This is a genomic window from Blastococcus carthaginiensis (genome assembly GCF_030731085.1).
In the GTDB taxonomy this organism is placed as follows: domain Bacteria; phylum Actinomycetota; class Actinomycetes; order Mycobacteriales; family Geodermatophilaceae; genus Blastococcus; species Blastococcus carthaginiensis.
Window position 1 is genome coordinate 152012 of the sequence record NZ_JASNFN010000013.1, and the last position, 20057, is coordinate 172068.

General features: G+C 75.3%; 17 protein-coding genes and 2 pseudogenes. 13 read left to right on the top strand and 6 right to left on the bottom strand.

Translation table 11 applies throughout. The features are described from left to right. Positions 1-42 precede the first annotated feature (42 nt). On the top strand, positions 43-726 hold the full coding sequence (locus tag QOZ88_RS13060) for an RraA family protein (RefSeq protein WP_306000190.1): 684 nt from the start codon (positions 43-45) through the stop codon (positions 724-726). Next, positions 723-1616: a DUF1932 domain-containing protein gene (locus QOZ88_RS13065; RefSeq protein WP_306000191.1), complete on the top strand. Its 894-nt coding sequence runs from the start codon at positions 723-725 to the stop codon at positions 1614-1616. The genes QOZ88_RS13060 and QOZ88_RS13065 overlap by 4 nt, the downstream gene beginning before the upstream one ends. Positions 1617-1622: 6 nt before the next feature. Here QOZ88_RS13065 and QOZ88_RS13070 read toward each other — a convergent pair whose 3' ends face one another. Together QOZ88_RS13070 and lhgO are read right to left on the bottom strand one after the other, a co-directional pair. Beyond that, the gene (locus tag QOZ88_RS13070; RefSeq protein ID WP_306000192.1) at positions 1623-2792 is read right to left on the bottom strand and encodes an MFS transporter; all 1170 of its coding nucleotides are present in this window, start codon (positions 2790-2792) and stop codon (positions 1623-1625) included. 85 nt (positions 2793-2877) lie between these two features. Next, positions 2878-4101, bottom strand: a complete 1224-nt coding sequence (lhgO, locus tag QOZ88_RS13075) for an L-2-hydroxyglutarate oxidase (RefSeq protein ID WP_306000193.1) — start codon at positions 4099-4101, stop codon at positions 2878-2880. A 133-nt stretch (positions 4102-4234) separates the two neighbouring features. On the opposite strand from lhgO, the gene QOZ88_RS13080 reads away from it, so the two are divergent. The 4 genes from QOZ88_RS13080 to QOZ88_RS13095 are packed head-to-tail and all read left to right on the top strand — an operon-like array spanning position 4235 to position 7572. After that, positions 4235-5122 (top strand): dihydrodipicolinate synthase family protein, encoded by an 888-nt coding sequence (locus QOZ88_RS13080; protein ID WP_306000194.1) that lies wholly within the window; start codon positions 4235-4237, stop codon positions 5120-5122. A gap of 30 nt (positions 5123-5152) precedes the next feature. Then, positions 5153-6007 carry a fumarylacetoacetate hydrolase family protein gene (locus QOZ88_RS13085; RefSeq protein WP_306000195.1) on the top strand — a complete coding sequence of 285 codons (855 nt, stop codon included), beginning with the start codon at positions 5153-5155 and terminating at the stop codon, positions 6005-6007. 3 nt (positions 6008-6010) lie between these two features. Further along, the gene (locus tag QOZ88_RS13090) at positions 6011-6799 is read left to right on the top strand and encodes an SDR family oxidoreductase (RefSeq protein ID WP_306000196.1); all 789 of its coding nucleotides are present in this window, start codon (positions 6011-6013) and stop codon (positions 6797-6799) included. Further along, positions 6799-7572 carry a fumarylacetoacetate hydrolase family protein gene (locus QOZ88_RS13095; RefSeq protein WP_306000197.1) on the top strand — a complete coding sequence of 258 codons (774 nt, stop codon included), beginning with the start codon at positions 6799-6801 and terminating at the stop codon, positions 7570-7572. Before QOZ88_RS13090 ends, QOZ88_RS13095 begins: the two co-directional genes overlap by 1 nt. 282 nt (positions 7573-7854) lie before the next feature. Here QOZ88_RS13095 and QOZ88_RS13100 read toward each other — a convergent pair whose 3' ends face one another. Continuing rightward, positions 7855-8610 (bottom strand): TetR/AcrR family transcriptional regulator, encoded by a 756-nt coding sequence (locus tag QOZ88_RS13100; protein WP_306000198.1) that lies wholly within the window; start codon positions 8608-8610, stop codon positions 7855-7857. A gap of 104 nt (positions 8611-8714) precedes the next feature. Here QOZ88_RS13100 and QOZ88_RS13105 point away from each other — a divergent pair, with 104 nt between their 5' ends. The 7 genes and pseudogenes from QOZ88_RS13105 to QOZ88_RS13140 all read left to right on the top strand — a co-directional run bounded on the left by QOZ88_RS13105 (position 8715) and on the right by QOZ88_RS13140 (position 17507). Then, positions 8715-10859 carry an acetate--CoA ligase family protein gene (locus tag QOZ88_RS13105; protein WP_306000199.1) on the top strand — a complete coding sequence of 715 codons (2145 nt, stop codon included), beginning with the start codon at positions 8715-8717 and terminating at the stop codon, positions 10857-10859. Between the two features lie 30 nt (positions 10860-10889). After that, positions 10890-11627, top strand: coding sequence for an enoyl-CoA hydratase-related protein (locus QOZ88_RS13110; protein ID WP_306000200.1), 738 nt, complete (start codon positions 10890-10892; stop codon positions 11625-11627). 65 nt (positions 11628-11692) lie between these two features. Continuing rightward, positions 11693-12829, top strand: coding sequence for an acyl-CoA dehydrogenase family protein (locus QOZ88_RS13115; protein ID WP_306000201.1), 1137 nt, complete (start codon positions 11693-11695; stop codon positions 12827-12829). Further along, positions 12826-13905, top strand: coding sequence for an acyl-CoA dehydrogenase family protein (locus QOZ88_RS13120; RefSeq protein ID WP_306000202.1), 1080 nt, complete (start codon positions 12826-12828; stop codon positions 13903-13905). Before QOZ88_RS13115 ends, QOZ88_RS13120 begins: the two co-directional genes overlap by 4 nt. After that, positions 13902-15398 (top strand): annotated as a pseudogene (locus QOZ88_RS13125) (UGSC family (seleno)protein). Before QOZ88_RS13120 ends, QOZ88_RS13125 begins: the two are co-directional and overlap by 4 nt. Beyond that, a complete protein-coding gene (locus tag QOZ88_RS13135) occupies positions 15395-16429 on the top strand; it encodes a hypothetical protein (RefSeq protein WP_306000205.1) in 1035 nt (344 codons plus the stop codon). Before QOZ88_RS13125 ends, QOZ88_RS13135 begins: the two are co-directional and overlap by 4 nt. A 28-nt stretch (positions 16430-16457) precedes the next feature. Continuing rightward, positions 16458-17507 (top strand): hypothetical protein, encoded by a 1050-nt coding sequence (locus QOZ88_RS13140; RefSeq protein ID WP_306000206.1) that lies wholly within the window; start codon positions 16458-16460, stop codon positions 17505-17507. A gap of 10 nt (positions 17508-17517) precedes the next feature. Here QOZ88_RS13140 and QOZ88_RS13145 read toward each other — a convergent pair whose 3' ends face one another. The 3 genes and pseudogenes from QOZ88_RS13145 to QOZ88_RS13155 form a co-directional block, all read right to left on the bottom strand. Next, positions 17518-18138, bottom strand: coding sequence for a hypothetical protein (locus QOZ88_RS13145; protein WP_306000207.1), 621 nt, complete (start codon positions 18136-18138; stop codon positions 17518-17520). Between the two features lie 106 nt (positions 18139-18244). Continuing rightward, positions 18245-19795 (bottom strand): HNH endonuclease signature motif containing protein, encoded by a 1551-nt coding sequence (locus QOZ88_RS13150; RefSeq protein ID WP_306000208.1) that lies wholly within the window; start codon positions 19793-19795, stop codon positions 18245-18247. Between the two features lie 39 nt (positions 19796-19834). Then, a pseudogene (locus tag QOZ88_RS13155) lies at positions 19835-20057 on the bottom strand (hypothetical protein); the annotation flags it as partial.

The window sequence follows — 20057 nt, forward strand, 5'->3', positions numbered from 1 at the left end:
ACCCCGTCCGGCGCCGCGGCGCACCACGAGAGGAGCACCCCGATGAGCACCTGCCGGCTGCACCCGCCGGGCCCCCGGCCCGATCCCGCGCTGCTCGCCCGGGCCCGCGCGCTGCCGACCAGCATCCTGTCCGACAGCATGGAGCGCGCCCAGGGTGCGACGGGCCTGCACTGGGTGCCGGGTGCCGCCTGGCCGCGCGTCGCCGGGCCGGCGTTCACCGTGCGCACCCGGCCCGGGGACAACCTGGTGGTCCACCGCGCCCTGGACCTCGCCGGGCCGGGCGACGTGCTCGTCGTCGACGGCGGCGGCGCCCTGGACCGGGCCGTGCTGGGCGAGATCATGGCGCGCTACGCCGCCGCCCGGGGTCTGGCCGCGCTGGTCGTGGACGGCGCCGTCCGCGACCGCGAAGGCCTGGGCGAGGGGCCGGTGCCGGTCTTCGCCCGGGGCATCAACCACCTCGGGCCGTACAAGGACGGCCCGGGGGAGCTGCGCGGCACGGTGCAGGCCGGTGGCGCGGTGGTGCACGACGGCGACCTGATCGTGGGGGACGCCGACGGCGTCGTGGTGGTGCCGCACGAGCGGGCCGCGGAGGTGGTGGCGGCCGGGGAGGAGCGGCTGGCCGCCGAGGAGGAGATGTTCCGGCAGATCGCCGCCGGCACCCTGGACCGCTCCTGGGTCACCGCGGCGCTGGCCGAGACCCCCGCCGGCGAGGGGAGCGCGCGGTGAGCCCGCGCTGGGGGCTGATCGGGTTCGGCGAGGCCGGCCGGGTCATCGGCGGGGCCGTCGCCGCCGCGGGTGCGGACCTGCTGGTGCACGACCGCGTCCTGCTGGACCCCGCCCGGGGCCCGGCGGTGCGCGCGGCGATCGAGGCCACGGGTGCCGGAGCGGCCGAGGACCTGGCGGCCCTGGCCGACCGGGACGTCGTGCTCTCCCTGGTCACGCCGGGAACCGCGGTCGCGGTGGCGGTGGAGTGCGCCGTCCGCGCCCGGGACGACGTCCTCTACGTCGACCTCAACTCCACCGCGCCGGGTGACAAGCGCGCCGTGGCCGACGCCCTCGGCGGCCACCGCGTGGTCGACGGCGTGATGACCGGCGGGGGCATCCGGCTCGACGGCGCGGCCATCCCCATCTCGCTCGCCGGCGCGGAGGCGGCCCGGGCGGCGGAGCTGCTGCGCGGGGTGGGGCTGCAGGCCGCCGTCGTCGGCAGCGAGGTCGGGGCCGCCGCGGCGCTGAAGATGCTGCGCAGCGTCGTCGTCAAGGGCATGGAGGGGCTCTGGGTGGAGGCGCTGCTGGCCGCGCGGGAGCTGGGCGTCGTCGAGCCGCTGATCGCCATGGTCGAGGAGACGCTGGACCGCTACCCGACCCGCGACTTCGCCACGATGCTGGTGACCACGCACGTCGGGCACGCCGGGCGGCGGCAGGTCGAGGTGCGGATGGCCCGCGACACCGTCGCCGGGACCGGGGTGCCGCCGTTGCTGTCCGGCGGGCTGCTGGCGCGCCACGAGCTGACCGCGCGGGGGCTGGCGGCGGCCGGGCACGAACCCGGGTCGGTACCGGCGTCGCTGGCCGAGGCCCTCGACGTCCTGGCGCGGCTGCCCGCCGAACCGCCGGGCTGATCCCGGTCAGCCGTGACGGGCCTGCCGGCGCAGCCGCTGGGCCGCCACCAGCTCCGGCCGGTCGTGCATCAGCATCCGCCGGCCCTGCACGACCACCGCGCCCGCCACCGCCGACAGGGCGGCGGTGGCGTACCAGGCGACCGCGTAGGAGCTCGAGGCGACGACGACGCCGAACGCCAAGGGCCCGAGCGCCGCCCCGGCCCCCATCCCGCCCTGCGTGATCGAGGTGGCCCGGGCGGCCATGCCCGGGTGCATGCGGGCCACCGAGTAGGTGGAGAGCCCCGCCCAGGCCCAGCCGGTGCAGTAGCCGATCACCGCGCCGGCGGCCACCAGGACCTCGACGCCGGTGCCCAGCAGGGCGTAGGCGAGGCCGCCGATCGACATCTGCGCGGCGACGACCAGCAGCCACCGGGTGCGCACCCGGTCGGCCAGCCAGCCGAACGCCACCCGCGCGGCCGCACCCACGCCGCTGGCCACCGCGGCGAGCACCCCGGCGGTCGCGGGCGCGATGCCCGAGTCGACGGCGGTGGCGACGAAGAAGGACCCGAGGGCGTTGCCGGTGGCCGCGCCGAGCATGAGCCCGGCGGCGAGCACGACCAGCGCCGCCCGGTGGAACGGGCCCGCCGCCTCCGAGGTCTGGGCGGCGTCGCGGGCCGGCAGCCGGGCGCCCCCGGGGACGCCGAGCAGGACGAGCAGGGCGAGCACGCTGCCGATCACGAAGGCGGTGCGCCAGCCCAGCGGGATGGCGACGAGCGGGACGGCGACGCCGGCGAGCATGGTCGACAGCGGGATCGCCGCCTGCTTGGTGCCGTAGGCGAGGCCGTGGCGGCCCGGGGTCACCGCCCGGGCGATCAGGTCGTTGCTCGCCGGCTGGCCGATGCCGTTGCCCCAGCCTGCGACCAGCAGCGCGCCGACCAGCACGGCGGTGTGCTGCGCGGCCAGGGCGACGGCGAGCATCGACAGGCCGCCCACGAGGGCGGAGAGCCGGACCACCGGCGAGGTGCCGAAGCGGCGCACCACGGCGCCGGCGGTGAGGGCGGAGACCGCCGAGACGAGGAAGAAGCAGGCGACCAGGACGCCCAGGAGCGAGGGCCCGAAGTCGAGCTCCTCGCGGATCTGCACCCACAGCACGCCGACCATGTAGATCGGCAGCACCCCGACCGTCGTGACGGTCACCGCGGCGACCGCGGCCGCGCGCGAGCTCGCCGGGCCGCGGTCCCTCCGCCGCCCGCGCACGGCGGTCAGGCCCACCGTGCCGCGCTCACGCGTCGGGGCGGCGGTCGAGCAGGTCGTCGACGATGTGCTCGGCGATGGCCAGGGACGACGTGGCGGCCGGGGAGGGCGCGTTGCGCACGGCGACGACCGCGCCGGTGCGGGTGATGCGGAAGTCGTCGACGAGGCTGCCGTCGGTCTCGAGGGCCTGGGCGCGGATCCCCGCGTCGGCCGGCAGCAGGTCGGCGACGGTCAGGTCGGGCACGTAGCGCTGGGCGGCCCGGGTGAAGGCGCGCTTGCTCAGCGAGCCGTACATCTCCGCGACGCCGGTGCGCCAGTGCTGCCGGGCGAACCGGCGGAACCCGGCGTAGCGGGCGGTCTCGGCCAGCTCCCGGAGGTCGACGTCGCGACGGCGGTAGCCCTCACGCGCCAGCGCCAGGACGGCGTTCGGGCCGACCAGCACCTCGCCGTCGAACCGCGGGGTCAGGTGCACCCCGAGGAACGGGTACCGCGGGTCGGGCACCGGGTACACGAGGCCGTTGACCAGCTCCCGCTTGCCGGGGACGAGCGCGAAGTACTCCCCGCGGAAGGGGACGATGCGCGGGGCCCCCACGTCGCCGGCCAGCTGCGCGAGCCGGTCGACCTGCAGCCCGGCGCAGAGGACGACCTGGTCGACCACGACCTCTTCGCCGCTGCCTCCGCGGACGACGACCTCCTCGCCGGGCCCACCCGTGGTGTGCCGCAGGTCGGTGACGGGGAAGCCGGTGCGGATGGTGGCCCCGCGGGCCTCAGCGTCGGCGGCGAGCTGCCGCGTGATGCCCGCGTAGTCGACGATCGCCGTGCTGGGGGAGTGCAGGGCGCCGACGCCGGTGACGTGGGGCTCGAGCTCGGCCAGCTCGCCCCGGCCGATGATGCGGATGCCGGGGACCCCGTTGGCGCGGGCCCGCTCGGCGATGGCCCCGAGCCGGTGCTCCTCGGCGTCGTCGAGGGCGACGAGCACCTTGCCGATCTCGTCGTAGCCCAGGTCGTGCTCGGCGCAGAACTCCTTGAGCAGTGCCACGCCGCGGCGGCAGAGGACCGCCTTGAGGGAGCCGGGCTCGTAGTAGAGGCCCGCGTGCACGACGCCGCTGTTGCGCCCGGTCTGGTGGGCCGCGAGGCGGTCCTCCTTCTCCAGGAGGGTCACCTGCGCGTCGGGCCGCAGCTGGAGCAGCCGCCGCGCCACCGCCGTCCCGATGATGCCGCCGCCGACGACGGCGACGCGAGCCGAAGACATGGATCCTCCGATCTGGGCCCACCCGTGGGACCCGCCCTGAGCATCGCCCGAGGAACCGTTACGGTGACCTTGTGATGTCGATCACCGAGTGTCGCAGCCCGTCGCAGGACACATTCGCACAGGGTGCTCGGCGGTGACCTCGCTGCGGGGGGTCCTGCCCATCACCCTCACCCCGTTCACCGAGGACGGTGCGGTCGACGAGGGGAGCATCGACACCCTGGTCGAGGACTACCTCGGCGCCGGGGCCCACGGCCTGACGATCCTCGGCATCATGGGCGAGGCCGCCAAGCTGCTCGACGAGGAGCGGGAGCGGGTGCTCCGGCGCTACGTCGGGACGACCGCCGGGCGGGTGCCGGTCGTGGCCGGGGTGTCGGCGCGCGCGACGCACATGGCGCTGGACTACGCGCGCCGGGCCGAGGACGCCGGCGCCGCGGCGGTCATGCTCGCGCCGCCGGAGAACACGAAGAACCTCGACCTGGTCTTCGAGCACTTCCGCCGGGTGGCCGAGGCGGTCTCGGTGCCGGTGGTCGTGCAGGACGAGCCGGTGAACACCGGGGTCACCATGCCGGCGCCCTTCCTCGTGCGGCTGCTCGAGGAGATCGAGGGGTGCCGGTACCTCAAGCTCGAGGAGACGCCGACGCTGCCGAAGATCACCGCGGTGCGGAAGGCGGTCACCTCGCCGGTGGGCATCTTCGGCGGCCTCGGCGGGGTGTACCTGTACGAGGAGCTGCTGCGCGGCGCCGACGGGATCATGACCGGGTTCGGCTTCCCGCAGGTGCTGGTGGGCACCTACGAGAAGTTCGTGGCCGGCGACCGCATGGGGGCCCAGCAGTACTTCTTCCGGCACCTGCCGCTCATCCGCTACGAGGCCCAGCTGGGCGTCGGCGGGGTGACCATCCGCAAGCAGGTGTTCGCCCGGCGCGGGGCGATCAGCTCGCCGCACGCCCGCTTCCCGGCCCCGCCGGTCGACGACGTCACCCTCGCCGAGCTCGACGACCTGATCGCGGCCGTCGGTCTCTGACCGGCGGCCCCCGAGAGACGGGATCCCCCTGTGCGACTGACCTCCCTGCGGATCGACGGCGCCGAACCGGCGGCGCTGGTCCGGCCCTCCGGCGCCGTGCTGCTGACCGCCGTGAACGAGGCCCTGGGCACCACCTGGCCGGGCACGGTGCAGGAGCTGCTGGAGCAGGGGCAGGTCGAGCCGCTGCGGGAGTGGGTCGGCGGCGCCCCGGCCGGGGTGCTCGACGAGCTGGCCATCCCGCAGGACCGGCTCGCCTACGCGCCGCTCTACCGGCGGCCCCGCAAGATCTGGGGGATCGGGCTGAACTACGTCGAGCACGCGGCCGACCTGAAGGAGTTGGCGCCGTCGACCGAGCCGGCGAGCTTCCTCAAGCCCGACACCGCGATCATCGGCCCGGGCGACGCGATCCGGATCCCGCCGCAGTCGCAGCGGACCACGGCCGAGGGCGAGCTCGGCGTCGTCATCGGCCGGGCGTGCAAGGACGTCGACGAGGCCGACGCGCCGGGCGTCGTCGCCGGGTTCACCACGATCGTGGACATGACCGCCGAGGACATCCTCGAGAAGAACCCGCGGTACCTGACCCGGTCGAAGAGCTTCGACACGTTCTTCAGCTTCGGTCCGGAGCTGGTCACCGTCGACGAGGTGCCCGACGTCGACGCACTCGAGGTCGCGACGATCCACAACGGCGAGGTGCACCGGCGCAACGTCGTCTCCAACATGACGTTCCGGCCGTGGTGGCTGGTGGCCTTCCACTCGCGGGTCATGACCCTGCTGCCCGGCGACGTCATCTCGACCGGCACCCCCGGTGCCGTGCACATCCGGCCCGGCGACACCGCCGGTTGCTCGATCGCCGGCTTCCGTGACCTCTCGAACCCCGTGGAGTGACCGATGGACCTGCAGCTGACCGGTAGGACCGCGCTCGTGACCGCGGCCAGCAAGGGGCTGGGGCGGGCGACCGCCACCCAGCTGGCCGCCGAGGGCGCGAAGGTGATGATCTCCAGCCGCGGCGCGGAGCAGCTCGCGAAGACGGCGGCCGAGATCGCCGAGGCCACCGGGGCGCAGGTCGAGCACTGCCCGGCCGACGTCGCCGACCCCGCCGACGTCGAGCGGCTGCTGGGGGAGACGCGGAGCCGCCTCGGGGGCGTGGACGTGCTCGTCGCCAATGCCGGCGGCCCCCCGCCCGGCGGGTTCGACGCGGTCGACGACGCGAAGTGGTACCTGGCGCACGACCTGAACCTCATGAGCACGGTGCGGCTGATCCGCGGCGTGCTGCCGCACATGCGCGAGCAGAGCTGGGGCCGCATCGCCGTCGTCACGTCGTCGTCGATCAAGCAGCCGATCGAGAACCTGCTGCTGTCCAACACCTACCGGGTCGCCGTCGTCGGCCTGGCCAAGTCGCTGGCCATCGAATTCGCGGGCGAGGGCGTGCTGGTCAACACCGTCGGCCCCGGCCGCATCGCGACCGACCGGGTGGCCTCCCTGGACGCCAACCGGGCGGAGAAGACCGGCCTGTCGGTCGAGGAGGTGCGGGCGCAGTCGGAGAAGGCCATCCCGCTGGGCCGCTACGGGGAGGCCGACGAGTTCGGCCGGGTAGCGGCGTTCCTCGTCTCCGGCGCGAACACCTACCTGACCGGGCAGAACCTGCTCGTCGACGGCGGCCTGGTCAAGGCCATCTGATGCGCATCGCCCGCTACCAGGCCACCAGCGGCGGTGCGCCCGCCTACGCCGTCGTCGAGGGCGACGGCGACGACGCCGTGCTCCACGCCCTCGAGGGGCTGCCCTACGACGGCCTCCGCCGCACCGGGGAGCAGCTGCGGCTGGCGGAGGCGCAACTGCTCGCGCCGGTGGAGCCGAGCAAGGTCGTCGCGTTCGGGCGGAACTACGCCGAGCACGCCAAGGAGCTCGGCAACGAGGTGCCCGAGATCCCGATCGTCTTCCTCAAGCCGTCCACCTCGGTCGTCGGCCCGGATGCCGAGGTCGAGTACCCGGCGCTCACCTCCGACCTGCACTACGAGGGCGAGCTCGCGGTCGTCATCGGCCGGCCCTGCAAGGCGGTCGCGGCCGGGGACGTCGCCGCCGTGGTGTTCGGCTACACCGTGGCCAACGACCTCACGATGCGCGACGTCCAGAAGCGCGAGGGCCAGTGGACCCGCGGCAAGGGCTTCGACGGTGCCTGCCCGCTGGGCCCGTGGGTGGAGACCGACGTCGACCCCTCCGCGCTCGCGCTGCGGTCCACCGTCAACGGGGAGCTCCGCCAGGACGGGACGACCGCGGACATGCTGCGCGACGTCGCCGAGTGCATCTCCTGGGTGAGCCAGGCGATGACGCTGCTGCCCGGCGACGTGGTGCTGACCGGCACGCCGGCCGGGGTCGGGTCGCTGCAACGCGGGGACGACATCGCGGTGACCATCGAGGGCATCGGCACGCTGGCCACCCGCATCGCCGGCTGAGGTCGGCAGCAGGCCGACTGCCGGGGGGCGAGTCCCCGCCCGGGGTTGAGCCGGGTGGAGAAGTCCCCGCCCGGGGTTGAGCCGGGCCGCCGGACGTCGAGCCGCGTCTGCACGCGGCGCAACGTCCGATGGAGCGGCTGAACGTGCCCTTCCTGCGCGCAGGGACCGCGCGAGCGTGGAGAACACCGCAGGACTCGGGGTCGCCCGGGGTCCGGGGCTTGATGTGGTTCCCCACCCGAGCTCACCCGGGCTGCCGAACCCGCCGCCGGCTGAGCCGGGCGCTCACCGGTGGGCGGGGAGCCCCAGGGACTGCGCCCACAGCCGGGTCAGCGTCTCCACCAGGCGCTCCTGCTCGAAGTCGCCGCCGAGCACCAGCCAGTAGTGCACCAGGCCGTTCACCATCGCGACGAGCGCGTGGGCGCTGTACTCCGCGTCCAGGTCGGCGGCGACGACGCCGTCGGCCTGGTACCGCTCGATGCTGTGCCGGACCCGGCCGACCATCCGCTCGCGGGCCGCCTGCCGCACCGCGCGCACCTCGGGGTCGAAGGTGGTGACCTGCTCGAACAGCGCCATGAGGGCGGTGTTCTCCCGGTACATCGCGACGAACCGGCGGTTGGCCCGCTCGATGGCGGCGATGGGGTCCGCCGGGCGGTCGCGGGCGCCGCGGTCGGCCTCCGCGCCGCTGCCGAGGGAGGCGTAGAGGTCGTCCATGGTGGCCGCGACCAGGGCCCGGAACACGTCGGTCTTGGACCGGAAGTAGGTGTAGAAGCTGCCGTGCGCGACACCGGCCGCGGCGGAGATGTCGGTGACGCGCGCGTCGAGGAAACCGTCCCGCTCGAAGACCTGCCGGGCGGCGGCGAGCAGCCGGACGCGCATGGCGCGGCCGCGCTCGGTGGCCGGTGCCGCCGGGGCGGCGGCAGGGGCGTCCGCGGCTGCGGCGGGGGTGTCCGCGGCCGCGGTGGCGGTGAGGGCGGGGACGGCTGCGGCGCGGCCGGCCGGGGCCGCGCTCGGCCCGTCGGCGGGATCGGGGAGCTGCACCAGGGGCCTCCTTCCCGGAACGCTCAGGGCACGGTTGACACTGACGTCGGTGTCAACTTAGCTGGTCGCGCCCACCCCGTCGCCCGCCCGAAAGGCGGATCCCGTTGACCGGATCGCCGACCGACGCCCGCCCCGGTGGGTTCGGCGCCCTGCTGCGGCCGCGCGGGATCGCGCTGCTGGGCATCTCCGGGCGTACCGAGAACCTCATGTCCCGGCCGCTGCGCTACCTGGTCGAGCACGGGTACACCGGCGCGCTGTACCCGGTGAACCCGAACTACGAGGAGCTGGTCGGGCAGAAGTGCTACCCGACGCTGGCCGACGTCCCGGGGCCGGTCGACCTGGTGCTCGTGCTCGTCGCCGCCGACCGGGTGGAGGACGCGATCCGGCAGGCGGCCGCGGTCGGCGCCTCGGCCGCCGTCGTCTACGCCTCCGGCTTCGCCGAGGTGGGTCCGGAGGGGCTGGCGCTGCAGCAGCGGCTGGCGGAGGTGGCGCGGGAGACCGGCGTCCGGGTGCTGGGACCCAACTGCCAGGGCTTCCTCTACGCGCCGACCGGCGTGGTGGCCACCTTCACCGCGGCGGCCGATCGGCCGCTCACCTCCGACAGCGGCGTCGCCTACGTCGGGCAGAGCGGGGCGGTCGGCGGCTCGGTGCTCGACCTCGCCACCGACATGGGGCTGGGCCTGTCGTTCTGGGCGAGCACCGGCAACCAGGCCGACCTCGACCTGCTGGAGGTCTCCCGGGAGCTCCTGGAGGATCCGGCGATCCGGGTCCTGATGCTCTACGTGGAGGCCACCGACGACGGGCAGGCCTACGCCGCGCTCGCCCGCCGGGCGCGCGAGACGGGCCGGCACCTGGTGGTGCTGCGGTCGGGCCGCTCCAGCGCCGGGCGCCGCGCGGTGGCCAGCCACACCGGTTCCATGCTCGGGGACGACGTCGCCTTCGTGCTCACCTCCGAGGAGCACGGCGTGGTGCTCGTCCACGACATCGACGAGCTGCTGTCGGTGGCGGCGCTGCTCTCCACCGGCAAGCGGTCGGAGGGGCGGCGGGTCGCCGTCGTCACCACCTCGGGCGGCGCCGGCAGCCTCGCGGCCGACCAGTGCGAGGACCTCGGCCTGGAGATGCCCGAGCTCTCCGCCGGCACCCAGGACCGGCTGCGCCCGCTGATCCCGGCGTTCGGCGCGCTGGCCAACCCGGTCGACGTCACCGCCCAGCTGTTCAACCGGGGGGCGCACGCCTTCGGCGACGTCTGCCGGATCGTCGCCGACGATCCGTCGGTGGACGCGATCGCGGTCTTCGTGACGATGGTGGTCGGCGACGCCGGCGCCCGGCTGGCCGAGGACCTGGTGCTCACGGCCGCCAAGCTGCCGGTGCCGCTGCTGGTCGGCTGGATCGCCGGCCAGGAGCTGACCACCGAGGGGCGGCGGGTGTTCCGCGACGCGGGCATCCCGGTCTTCGGCTCGGTCGGGGACGTCGCTCGCGCCGCGGCCCGCATGGCGCCACCGGCGCACCGGGGGGCGGCGCCCGCGCTGCCGCCCGCCCCCGAGGTGCCGGCCGCCCGGATCCGGGAACTGCTGGACGCCGACGTCGTCGACGGGCCCGAGCTGCTCCGCGCCATCGGCATCGCGCAGCCTTCCGCCACGCTGGTCACCACGCCGGAGGCGGCCCGCGAGGCCGTCGCCGCGCTGCCCGGGCCGGGGGTGCTCAAGCTGGCCGCCGGCGACCTGGCGCACAAGAGCGAGGTCGGCGGCGTGCGGGTCGGCGTGCCCGCCCAGGAGGCCGCCGCCGTCTTCACCGAGCTGGTCGAGGCGGCCCGCCGGCACCACGTACCCGGCGTCGAGGGCGTGCAGGTGCAGGAGCTCATCCCGCCCGGCACCGAGCTGATCCTCGCCGCGACCGCCGGCCGCGACGGCTTCCCCCCGGTCGTCACCGTCGGCCTGGGCGGGATCACCACCGAGCTCTACCGCGACATCGTCAGCGGCCTCGCGCCGGTGACCCCGGAACGCGCCTGGTCGATGCTGCGCGGCCTGCGCGCCTGGCCGCTGCTCGCCGGCTTCCGCGGTGCGCCGCCGGCCGACGTCGCCGCCGCCGTCGACGCGGTGGTGCGGTTGTCGCAGGCCGCCGTCGCCGGGGGTGACAAGCTGGCCGAGTTCGAGGTCAACCCCCTGATCGTCGGGGCGCAGGGCGGCGGGGCGACCGCCGTCGACGTGCTGGTGCGCACCACCGGCCACCGCGCCCCGCTCGGCGAGTAGCACCACTCAACAGAGAGGCAGGACCCCCGCGTGGGACAGGTACACCTGGAGAAGCAGGGCGGCGTCGCCGTCCTCACCGTCGACAACGTCGAGGTGAAGAACGGCCTGACGCCCGAGATGGGCATGCAGCTGTCAGAGCTGTGCGACGAGGTGGACCGCGACCCCGCCATCGGCGCCGCGGTCGTGCGCGGCAAGGACGGCATGTTCTGCTCGGGTGCCGACCGCCGCCGCTGGACGGCCGGCTCCGACCAGGCCGAGGACAAGACCTACAAGGAGCTGGGCGCCGTCTACGAGGCGTTCCGCCGGGTGGGCGTGCTGCAGGTGCCGACGATCGCCGCCGTCCGCGGCGCGGCCGTGGGCGCCGGGCTCAACCTGGCCCTGGCCACGGACCTGCGCGTCGTCTCCGAGAGCGCGCGGCTGCTCGCCGGCTTCCTGCGCATCGGGCTGCACCCGGGCGGTGGCTACTTCACCATCAGCTCCCGGACGGCGGGCCGCGAGGCCACCGCCGCGATGGGGCTGTTCAGCGAGCAGATCGACGGCGTCCGCGCCGCCGAGATCGGGCTGGCGTGGAAGGCGGTGCCCGACGAGCAGGTCGAGGACCTGGCGATGGAGCTCGCCGGTCGTGCCGCCCAGGACCCGGAGCTCGCCCGCGAGGCCGCCCGGTCGTTCCGCACCGAGGCCGGCCCGCCCGGGATCGGCTGGGAGGCCGCCCTGCACTTCGAGCGGGCCACGCAGATGTGGTCCCAGCGGCGGCGCGAGACCGCCTGAGCACTCCCCGCCGGGCCGCCGCACTCGGCGGCCCGGCGGGCATCCCCGACCGGAGGAGACCGGCCATGCAGTTCGGCGCCACCCCCCTCACCCCCGCCGAGGAGTCGCTGCGCGCCGAGGTGCGCGACTTCCTGGCCGCGGAACTGCCCGCCGACCACCGGCCGGCGCTCGGCTTCGCCGGTCGCTACGACCCGGACTTCTCCCGGAGGCTCGCCGCCCGCGGGTGGGTGGGCATGGCGATCCCGCCGGAGTACGGCGGGCACGGACGCAGCGCGGTGGAGCGCTTCGTCGTCGCCGAGGAGCTGCTCGCCGCCGGCGCCCCGATCGGGGCGCACTTCGTGGCCGACCGCCAGACCGGCCCGACGCTGCTGCACTTCGGCACGGAGGAGCAGCGACGCCGCTTCCTGCCGGGCATCGCGGCGGGGGAGATCTACTTCTCGCTCGGGATGAGCGAGCCCGACTCCGGCTCCGACCTCGCCTCGGTGCGCACCCGGGCGACCCGGGTGGACGGCGGTTGGACGGTGACCGGCACCAAGGTGTGGACCAGCGAGGCGCACCGCAACCACTTCTTCGCCGTGCTGTGCCGGACCTCCCCGATGGAGGAGGGCCGCAAGCACGCCGGGCTGTCGCAGCTGATCGTCGACCTGCACGCCGACGGCGTGACGATCTCGCCGATCCCGTACCTCGACGGGTCGCACCACTTCAACGAGGTCGCCCTCGAGGACGTCTTCGTGCCCGACGACATGGTCCTCGGCGAGATCGGCTCGGGCTGGCAGCAGGTCACCAGCGAGCTGGCCTACGAGCGCAGCGGGCCCGACCGGTGGCTGTCGACGTTCCCGGTGCTGCGGGAGTTCGTGCGCGAGGGCGCCGGCAAAGCGGTCGCCGACGACGAGGCGACGGTCATCGGGCGGCTCGCCGCGCGGGCCTGGGCGATCCGGGCGCTGTCGCTGTCGGTGGCCCGCGCCCTGGACGCCGGGGAGGTGCCGGCGATCGAGGCGGCGCTCGTCAAGGAGGTCGGCACCCGGTTCGAGCAGGACCTGGTCGAGGCGTTGCGGGGAGCGGCCGAGACCGAGGTCGACCAGGGCACGGGCACGCTGCTCCAGCAGCTGCTGGCCGAGGCCGTGCTGACCTCGCCGTCCTACACGTTGCGCGGCGGCACCACCGAGATCCTGCGGTCCGTGGCCGCGAAGGGGCTGGCATGAGCGAGCACAGCACGATGCTGACCGAGGTGGCCGCGGGGCTGATGCGCGACCTGTGCACCCCGGAGGACGTGGTCGCGGCCGAGGCCACCGGCTGGAGCGACCGGCTGTGGTCCGCGCTGGCCGAGGCGGGCTTCCCGTACGTGTCGGTGCCGGAGGAGGCGGGCGGTTCGGGCGGGGACGTCGCCGACGCCTGCGCGCTGCTGGCCGTGGCCGGGCGGTTCGCCGCGCCGGTGCCGCTGGCCGAGAACGGGTTGCTGGCCGGCTGGGCGCTGGCGGCTGCCGGCCTGGAGCTGCCGGAGGGGCCGGTGTCGGTGGCGGCGGGCCGACCCGGGGACGTCGTCGAGCTCTCCGGCGGGCCGGGGCGGTGGCGGCTGACGGCGCGGGTGCAGCGGGTGCCCTGGGGCGGCCGGAGCACCCGGGTGGTGCTGCTGGCGTCCGTCGGCGGGGAGCGGCACGTCGTCTCGGCGCCGACGGCGGCGGCGCAGGTCGAGCCGGGCCGCAACCTCGCCGCGGAGCCCCGCGACACGCTCACCTGGGACGACGTCCCGCTGACCGACGAGGCGGTCGCCGCGGCGCCGGCCGGCGTGGACCCCGACGCGCTGCGGCTGCGCGGGGCGCTCGGCCGGGCGGCGCTGATCTCGGGAGCGCTGCAGCGGGTGGCCGAGCTGACCGTCCGGTACACCGGCGAGCGGCAGCAGTTCGGCCGGCCGGTCGCCCGGTTCCAGGCGGTGCAGGCGCACCTGGTGACGATCACCGAGGAGGCGGAGCTGGCCCGGCTGGCCGTCGAGGTGGCGGCGCGCAACGCGCGGCCGGACCCCGGCTTCTTCGACGTGGCGGCGGCCGCCTCCGTGACCGGCGAGGCGGCGACCGTGGCGGCCCGCGCCGCGCACCAGGCGCACGGTGCGATCGGCATGACGAAGGAGTACGAGCTCGGCCAGCTCAGCCGGCGGCTGTGGTCGTGGCGCGACGAGTTCGGCAGCGAGCGGGCGTGGGGCCGGGAACTCGGGCGGCGGCTGGCCGGCGCCGGCGCCGGCGAGCTCTGGCCGCGGATCTCGACAGGGCTGGTGAACGCATGAGCACCGACTGGGACATCGCCGTCGTCGGCGCCGGCGTCGCCGGGCTGGCCGCGGCGCGGGTGGCCGCCGAGGCGGGGCTGCGGGTGGTGGCCTTCGACCGGATGGCCCCGGGCGGGCAGCTGGTCAACCTGACCTCGGTGCACGACCACCCGCGGCCGGGGGAGGTCGCGGAGTCGGCCGGGCTGGTGTCGCGGCTGGTCGCCGACGCCGAGGCGGCCGGGGTGGTGATGGCGTTCGACGAGGTCACCCGGGTGCGGTCCGGTACCCCGGCGCGGCTGGAGACCGGCGAGGGCGCGGTGACCGCGGGTGCCGTCGTCGTGGCGACCGGGCTGGGTGCGGGGCGGCTGGGCCTGCCCGGGGAGGAGCAGCTCGTCGGCCGCGGGATCTCCACCTGCGCCGGGTGCGACGGGCCGCTGTTCCGCGGCCGCCCGGTGGCGGTGGTGGGTGACGACGAGTGGACGGCCGAGGAGGCGCTGGAGCTGGCCGAGGTCGCGTCCGCGGTCACCGTGCTGGTGCCGGGGGAGCCGCGGTGGAACGCCGACCGCGCCCGCCGGCTGGCCGCCGCGGAGCGGGTCGAGGTGCTGACAGGGGCGAGCGTGACCACCCTGCGCGGCGAGGGCCTGCTCGCGGGCGTCGTCGTCGCCACGCCTGGTGGATCACGGGAGCTGGCGGTCGATGGCCTGTTCCCCTACGTGGGACGCCGGGGGCCGGGCGGATTGGTGGAGGAGGTGCCCGCCGACGACGCAGGGCGGTTGCGGGCCGACGGCGTGCGCACCGCCGCGGGCACGGTGCTGGTGGCCGGTGACGCGCGGTCGGGTGCGGTGCAGTCGGTGACGGCTGCGGTGGCCGAAGGGACGGCGGCAGGGAGGGCGGCGGTGGCCGTGCTGCGGACCGCGGCGGGTTCGGCGCCGGCGGATGAGCCGCCGGTGGCCGGGCTGCGGACGGCGGCCGGGCCGGGGCTGCGGATCGTCGACCCGACCTTCGGCGTGCCGGCGGACGAGGCCGAGGGTGCGGTGGCGGTCGGCGGCGGCGCGGACTGGACCGAGGTGGCGCTGTTCTCCAACTCGAAGCCGAACGCCACCGAGCTGCTGCGCGGGGTGGGCGGCCGGCTGCAGGAGCACTGGGCGCTGCCCGAGCTCGGGTTCGCCAGCAAGCCCAATGCCTCGGCGGCGGCGGACAAGGACGTCATCGACTGGCTGTCCCAGCGCTACAAGATGGTGCTGGTCGCGGTCGGCGACTAGGGCTCGTGCTCGTCGTGGAGTCTCCACGACTCGGTGGAACTGGAGAAGCGTGGCGTCGTGGCACCGCTGCTGGTGACCTCGACGTTCCTGCCGCTGGTCGAGGCGCAGGCGAAGGCCCGGCGGGTGACGCCGCGGGTGATCGTGGTGCCGCACCCGGTCGGCGGGCTGAACGAGCAGGAGCTGGCGGAGCGGATCGAGGCCGCGGCCGGTGCGCTGCTGCCGCTGGCCGACGCCGCGCGGGAGGGGCAGTGAGCGAGACGGAGGTCATCGAGCTCCCCGGTGTGACCGAGGAGAACTGGCACGAGGTCGCGTGGGAGCGCGGCTGGGGTGACGGGCTGCCGACGGTGCCGCCGACCCCGGAGCGGGTGGCGGCGGCGCTCGAGGCGCTCGACGGCATCGAGCTGGAGCTCGGGCCGGTGCCGCCGTCCGGGCTGGTGCCGACGCGGGAGAGCTTTGCGGCGAACGCGGTGATGGCCGGCTGCCGGCCGGCCGACCTGCCGGTGGTGCTCGCCGCGGTGCGGGCGCTGCTGGCGCCGGAGTACAACCTGCACGGCGTGCTGGCCACGACCCACCCGTGCGCGCCGCTGGTGATCGTGAACGGCCCGGTGCGGACGTCGCTGGGGATCAACTGCGGCACCAACTGCTTCGGCCAGGGCACCCGGGCCAATGCGGTGATCGGCCGGGCGGTGCAGCTGGTGACGACGCACGTCGGCGGCGCGCGACCCGGTTCGATGGACCGGTCGACTCAGGGCGGGCCGGCGAAGTACACGTGGTGCTTCGGGGAGAACGAGGAGGAGAGCCCGTTCGAGCCGTTCTCGGTGCGCCGCGGGTTCGCGCCGGGGGAGTCGACGGTGACGGTGGCGGCGTGCGAGGGGCCGCACAACATCAACGACCACGGCAGCACGACCGGCGAGGGTCTGCTGATGACGATCGCCGGCACGATGGCGCAGACGGGGTCGAACAACCTGTACGTGAAGGGGCCGCACTTCCTGGTGCTGGGGCCGGAGCACGCGGCGACCCTGCACCGCGATGGGTGGACCGCGGAGTCGCTGCGCGAGCGGTTGTGGGAGCAGGCGCGGGTGCCGGTGTCGAAGGTGTCGGAGGAGAACCAGCGCCAGTTCGAGGACTGGGGCGTGCAGCCCGAGGGGGAGTTCTACCCGGTCAGCACCGGCCCGGACATGCTGCACATCCTGGTCGCGGGCGGGGCGGGCAAGCACTCGGCGTGGATCCCGTCGTTCGGTGCGACGGCGGCGGTGACGCGCGCAGTGCCGGAGCGGCCGTGAGCCCGGATCTCCCGAATCCAGACCTGCCGTGAGCCCGGCGGAGCTGCCGCTGGTCGGGGCCGATGCCGACGCCGCCGCGGTGCTCGTCGACCTGCTGTCGGCGGGGCACGGGGACGGGCTGCCGGTGGTGCCGCCGACCGCGGCGCGGCTCGGCGCGATGCTGGACGGCGTCTCCGCGCCCGGCGAGGAGCTCGGGCTGGTGCCGCCGCTGTTCGGCTCGTTGACCGTGGGCTCGGTGGCCTGGTACGCGGTGCTCGCGGGGTGCCGGCCCGGAGAGCTGCCGGTGGTGGTGGCCGCGTGCCGTGCGGCGCTCGAGGAACCGTTCAACCTGCTGGGGCTGTCGACGACGACAGGGGCGCCGGCGGTGGCGGTGCTGGTGCACGGGCCGGTGGCGCGGCGGCTGGGCATGACGTCGGCCGCGGGCGGGCTGGGCACCGGGAACCGGGCGAACGCGTGCATCGGTCGGGCGGTGTCGATGGCGCTGGCGGGCATCGGGGGTGCCGCGGCCGGGGTGACCGACATGTCGACGATCGGGCAGCCGGCGAAGTACACCTGCTGCACGGCGGAGGCGGCGCGGCCGCTGCCGTCGCTGGCGCAGCGCCGGGGGCTCGGGGTGGACGTCGACGCGGTGACGGTCATCGGCGTCGGCAGCGTGGTGGAGGCGCTGCCCGGGGAGGGCTACCGGGAGCCGCCGTCCGTGCTGGGGCCGGCCGCGGCGGCGATGGCGGGTGTCGCGCTGGCGTCAGGTGATCCGCGGCGTGCCGGCCTGGGGGAGCAGTTCCTCCTGCTGCCGCCGGAGCCGGCGGAGCTGCTGTCGATGCACGGGTGGGGTCACGAGCAGATGGCGGAGTTCCTGTTCGAGCAGGGGAGCGCGCTGCTGCAAGGCTCGGCGCCGGTGCTCGCCTTCCACGCGGGGCTGACGCGGTACGCGACGGAGGACCTGCGGGTGGCGGCGTCCCCGTCCGACGTGCACGTCGTCGTCACCGGAGGGGCGGGGGTGAAGATGCTGCTGCTGCCGACGTGGCCGGGTGGCTCCCGCTCGGTGACGGTGCCGGTGCGGGCGCTGGGGCCGGGCTGACCGTCGCCGGTCAGACCGTCTCGGGTACCCGCAGCTCGGCCACCACGAGGTCGAAGCTGGCGACCTCGACCACCTCGGCTCCCATCAGAGCGGTGAACTCCTCCCGCAAGTCGGTGGCCCGGTCGAGCGCGGCCTGCATCTCGTCGCGGGAGTCGTAGGTGACGGCGGTGGTGGCGCGGCCGCCCTCCGGGTCGACGAGCACGCTGACGGAGCAGAAGCCGGGGAGCTCCTCGAGCCGGGGAACCACGCTGATGCCGAAGACGTCGGTCATCCGGTCGAGCCGTTCGGGGTCGCCGCGGGTCCAGGTGACGCGGGCGCAGGCGTTCTCGGGTGCTGGGTGCCTGCGGTGCAGGACGGCGATCGACCACTCCTCGACGACCGCCGGCCCACCGAGGATGTCGCTGGCGCGGGCCCGCAAGGCCTTCACCTGGGGGGCGCTGCGGCGGAGCGCGGCGGTGTCCTCCCAGGCGCTGGTGATGATGCAGCGACCGGAGTGCCTGTCGGCGAGCATGGAGAGGCCGATGAAGCCGTCCATGCCCATGACCGCCGGCAGGACGCGGGTGCGGATGTAGACGATGCCCCGCTCGACCTGCTCGGGGTTGCCGGCGATGGTGGTGGAACGCGCGAACATGCGACGGCTCCTCTGGCGAGCGGGGCCCGGGCGACGCGGCTGCGCCGCCCACTGTCCTCGCCGTCGCGCTGCTTGGGAACGGATCCGGACGCGTGGGTTCCGGCGTTCAGCGGCGCTGCGGGTCGGGTGGGGCTTCCTCGTCGAGCCAGGGTGGGTCGGGTTCGGGGTCGTGGCACCAGCCGGGTGGTCGGGTGGTGCGGGAGACGCCTGAGGGGGTGCGGACGATGAGCTGGCCGTCGGGGTGCAGGGTGAACGACCAGCCGCGGGCGAAGGTCTTGATGCGGTGGTGCCGGCGGCACAGGCAGCAGAGGTTCCAGCAGTCGGTGGGGCCGCCGTCGGCGTGGGCGATGGCGTGGTCGATGTCGCAGCGGCCGGGGCGTCGTCGGCAGCCGGGCATCCGGCAGTGCCGGTCACGCACGTGCAGGAAGCGGCGTTGGGTCGCGGTGGGTTCGTAGGCGGTCGTGGGTGCCGGTGGACCCAGGCCCGGTCCGGTGTCGAGCCGGTCGTCGGCTGGGGTGACCCGGCTGGATGCTGCCGTGCCTGCCGTGCCTGCCGTGCCTGGTCTGCCTCGTTTGCGAGTTCGGCGGCGGTGGCCGGCGGCGCGGCGGAGCTGGCTGCCGGTGGCGACGGCGATCAGCCGGCCGTCGATCGGGTTGCCGATGGCCACCTGCACGCATCCGCCGGGCGGTGCGGCGCGAATGCCGAGCAGGTCGAGTTCGGCGAGGCTCTCCCGGCACTGGGCGGCGGTGACGATCTCACCGGCGACCTCGGCGGCCGGCTGGGTGCCGCCGTCGCCGTCGGGGTCGTGCAGTGAGGGCAGCGGGGCGTGGATGGTGAGCTGGGCGGTGACCGCCGGCCGGGTCTGGTCCCAGGGGCGCAGGATCAGGTCGGCGGCGACGGCGGCCCGGATGACGCCGATGGGACGGGCGTCGCCGTCGGCGCGCAGCAGCTGGGCGTACTGGTCGATGGCGTCGGCGCACGCCGCAGCGACGTGGAGGGGCAGGTCGGCGACGAGCTGGCTCATGCCCTCGCCGGTGGGGCGGGTGGTGACGTCGGCCCGTTTGGCTGCCTCTTTGCGGCGTTTGTCCAGGGCGTCGGCGTCCAGGCGGGCCAGGGCCCGGCGCACCCGGGCCCGCAGCTGGGGGACGGTGAGCCGCCCGGCGTGGGGCAGGACGCGGCGTTCCACCTCGGCGATGACCTCGGGCTTGGCGGTGGACAGCAGGTCGACCAGGGCGCGCATCTTCCGCACGTCGATGCGGCCGGCGTACAGGGCGTCCCAGGTGCCGGTGAGCAGGGTGGTGAGCAGGATCGATTCGATGGCCAGGGTTTCGGCCTCGACCTCCGAGCAGCCGCGGATCAGCGCGAGTTCGGACACGAACGTTTCGCTGACCTGAGCCAGGACCTCGGATCGGCGGAGCCGGCTGTCCAGCCCGGGGCCACCCAGCGGGCCGAAGTCGCGGTCGCGTTCGATGGAGCGGCGGCGGGCGAGGGCGGCGATGGCCTCGGCGCGCTGGGCGGCGTGCCGGGCTTCGCGGGCGTCGGCGGCCCAGATGTCGGCGACCAGCTCGAGGTCGCTCAGCCCGGGGGCGTCGGTGTCGGGCACCCAGGGGATCGGGACGCCGTCCTCTGGCGCGCGGGGTGGTTCGCCGATGAACACACCTGCACCGTAGAACCGGCCACCGACAGTTTCTGCAGGTCAGTCGTAGGGGTTGGTGAGGACGGTGCGGGCCTGCAGGACTGCGAAGGTGACCGGGGGGCCCTCGGTGGTGGTGGTGCCGGGGACGTCGGCTGCGGCGCCGCCGTCGACGGTGAAGGTGGCGCCCCAGGTGACGGTGAGGGAGGCGGTGTAGGTGCCCGACCGGTAGCTGTGCTCGATGCTGTGGTCGGGATAGGGGGCGCCGGGGTCGGTGGTGGTGATC

Excerpts from the sequence above, each read along its gene's own strand:
- QOZ88_RS13060 (WP_306000190.1), top strand. The coding sequence starts at position 43 with ATGAGCACCTGCCGGCTGCACCCGCCGGGCCCCCGGCCCGATCCCGCG.
- lhgO (WP_306000193.1), bottom strand. The coding sequence starts at position 4,101 with ATGTCTTCGGCTCGCGTCGCCGTCGTCGGCGGCGGCATCATCGGGACG.
- QOZ88_RS13090 (WP_306000196.1), top strand. The coding sequence starts at position 6,011 with ATGGACCTGCAGCTGACCGGTAGGACCGCGCTCGTGACCGCGGCCAGC.
- QOZ88_RS13095 (WP_306000197.1), top strand. The coding sequence starts at position 6,799 with ATGCGCATCGCCCGCTACCAGGCCACCAGCGGCGGTGCGCCCGCCTAC.
- QOZ88_RS13115 (WP_306000201.1), top strand. The coding sequence starts at position 11,693 with ATGCAGTTCGGCGCCACCCCCCTCACCCCCGCCGAGGAGTCGCTGCGC.
- QOZ88_RS13120 (WP_306000202.1), top strand. The coding sequence starts at position 12,826 with ATGAGCGAGCACAGCACGATGCTGACCGAGGTGGCCGCGGGGCTGATG.
- QOZ88_RS13145 (WP_306000207.1), bottom strand. The coding sequence starts at position 18,138 with ATGTTCGCGCGTTCCACCACCATCGCCGGCAACCCCGAGCAGGTCGAG.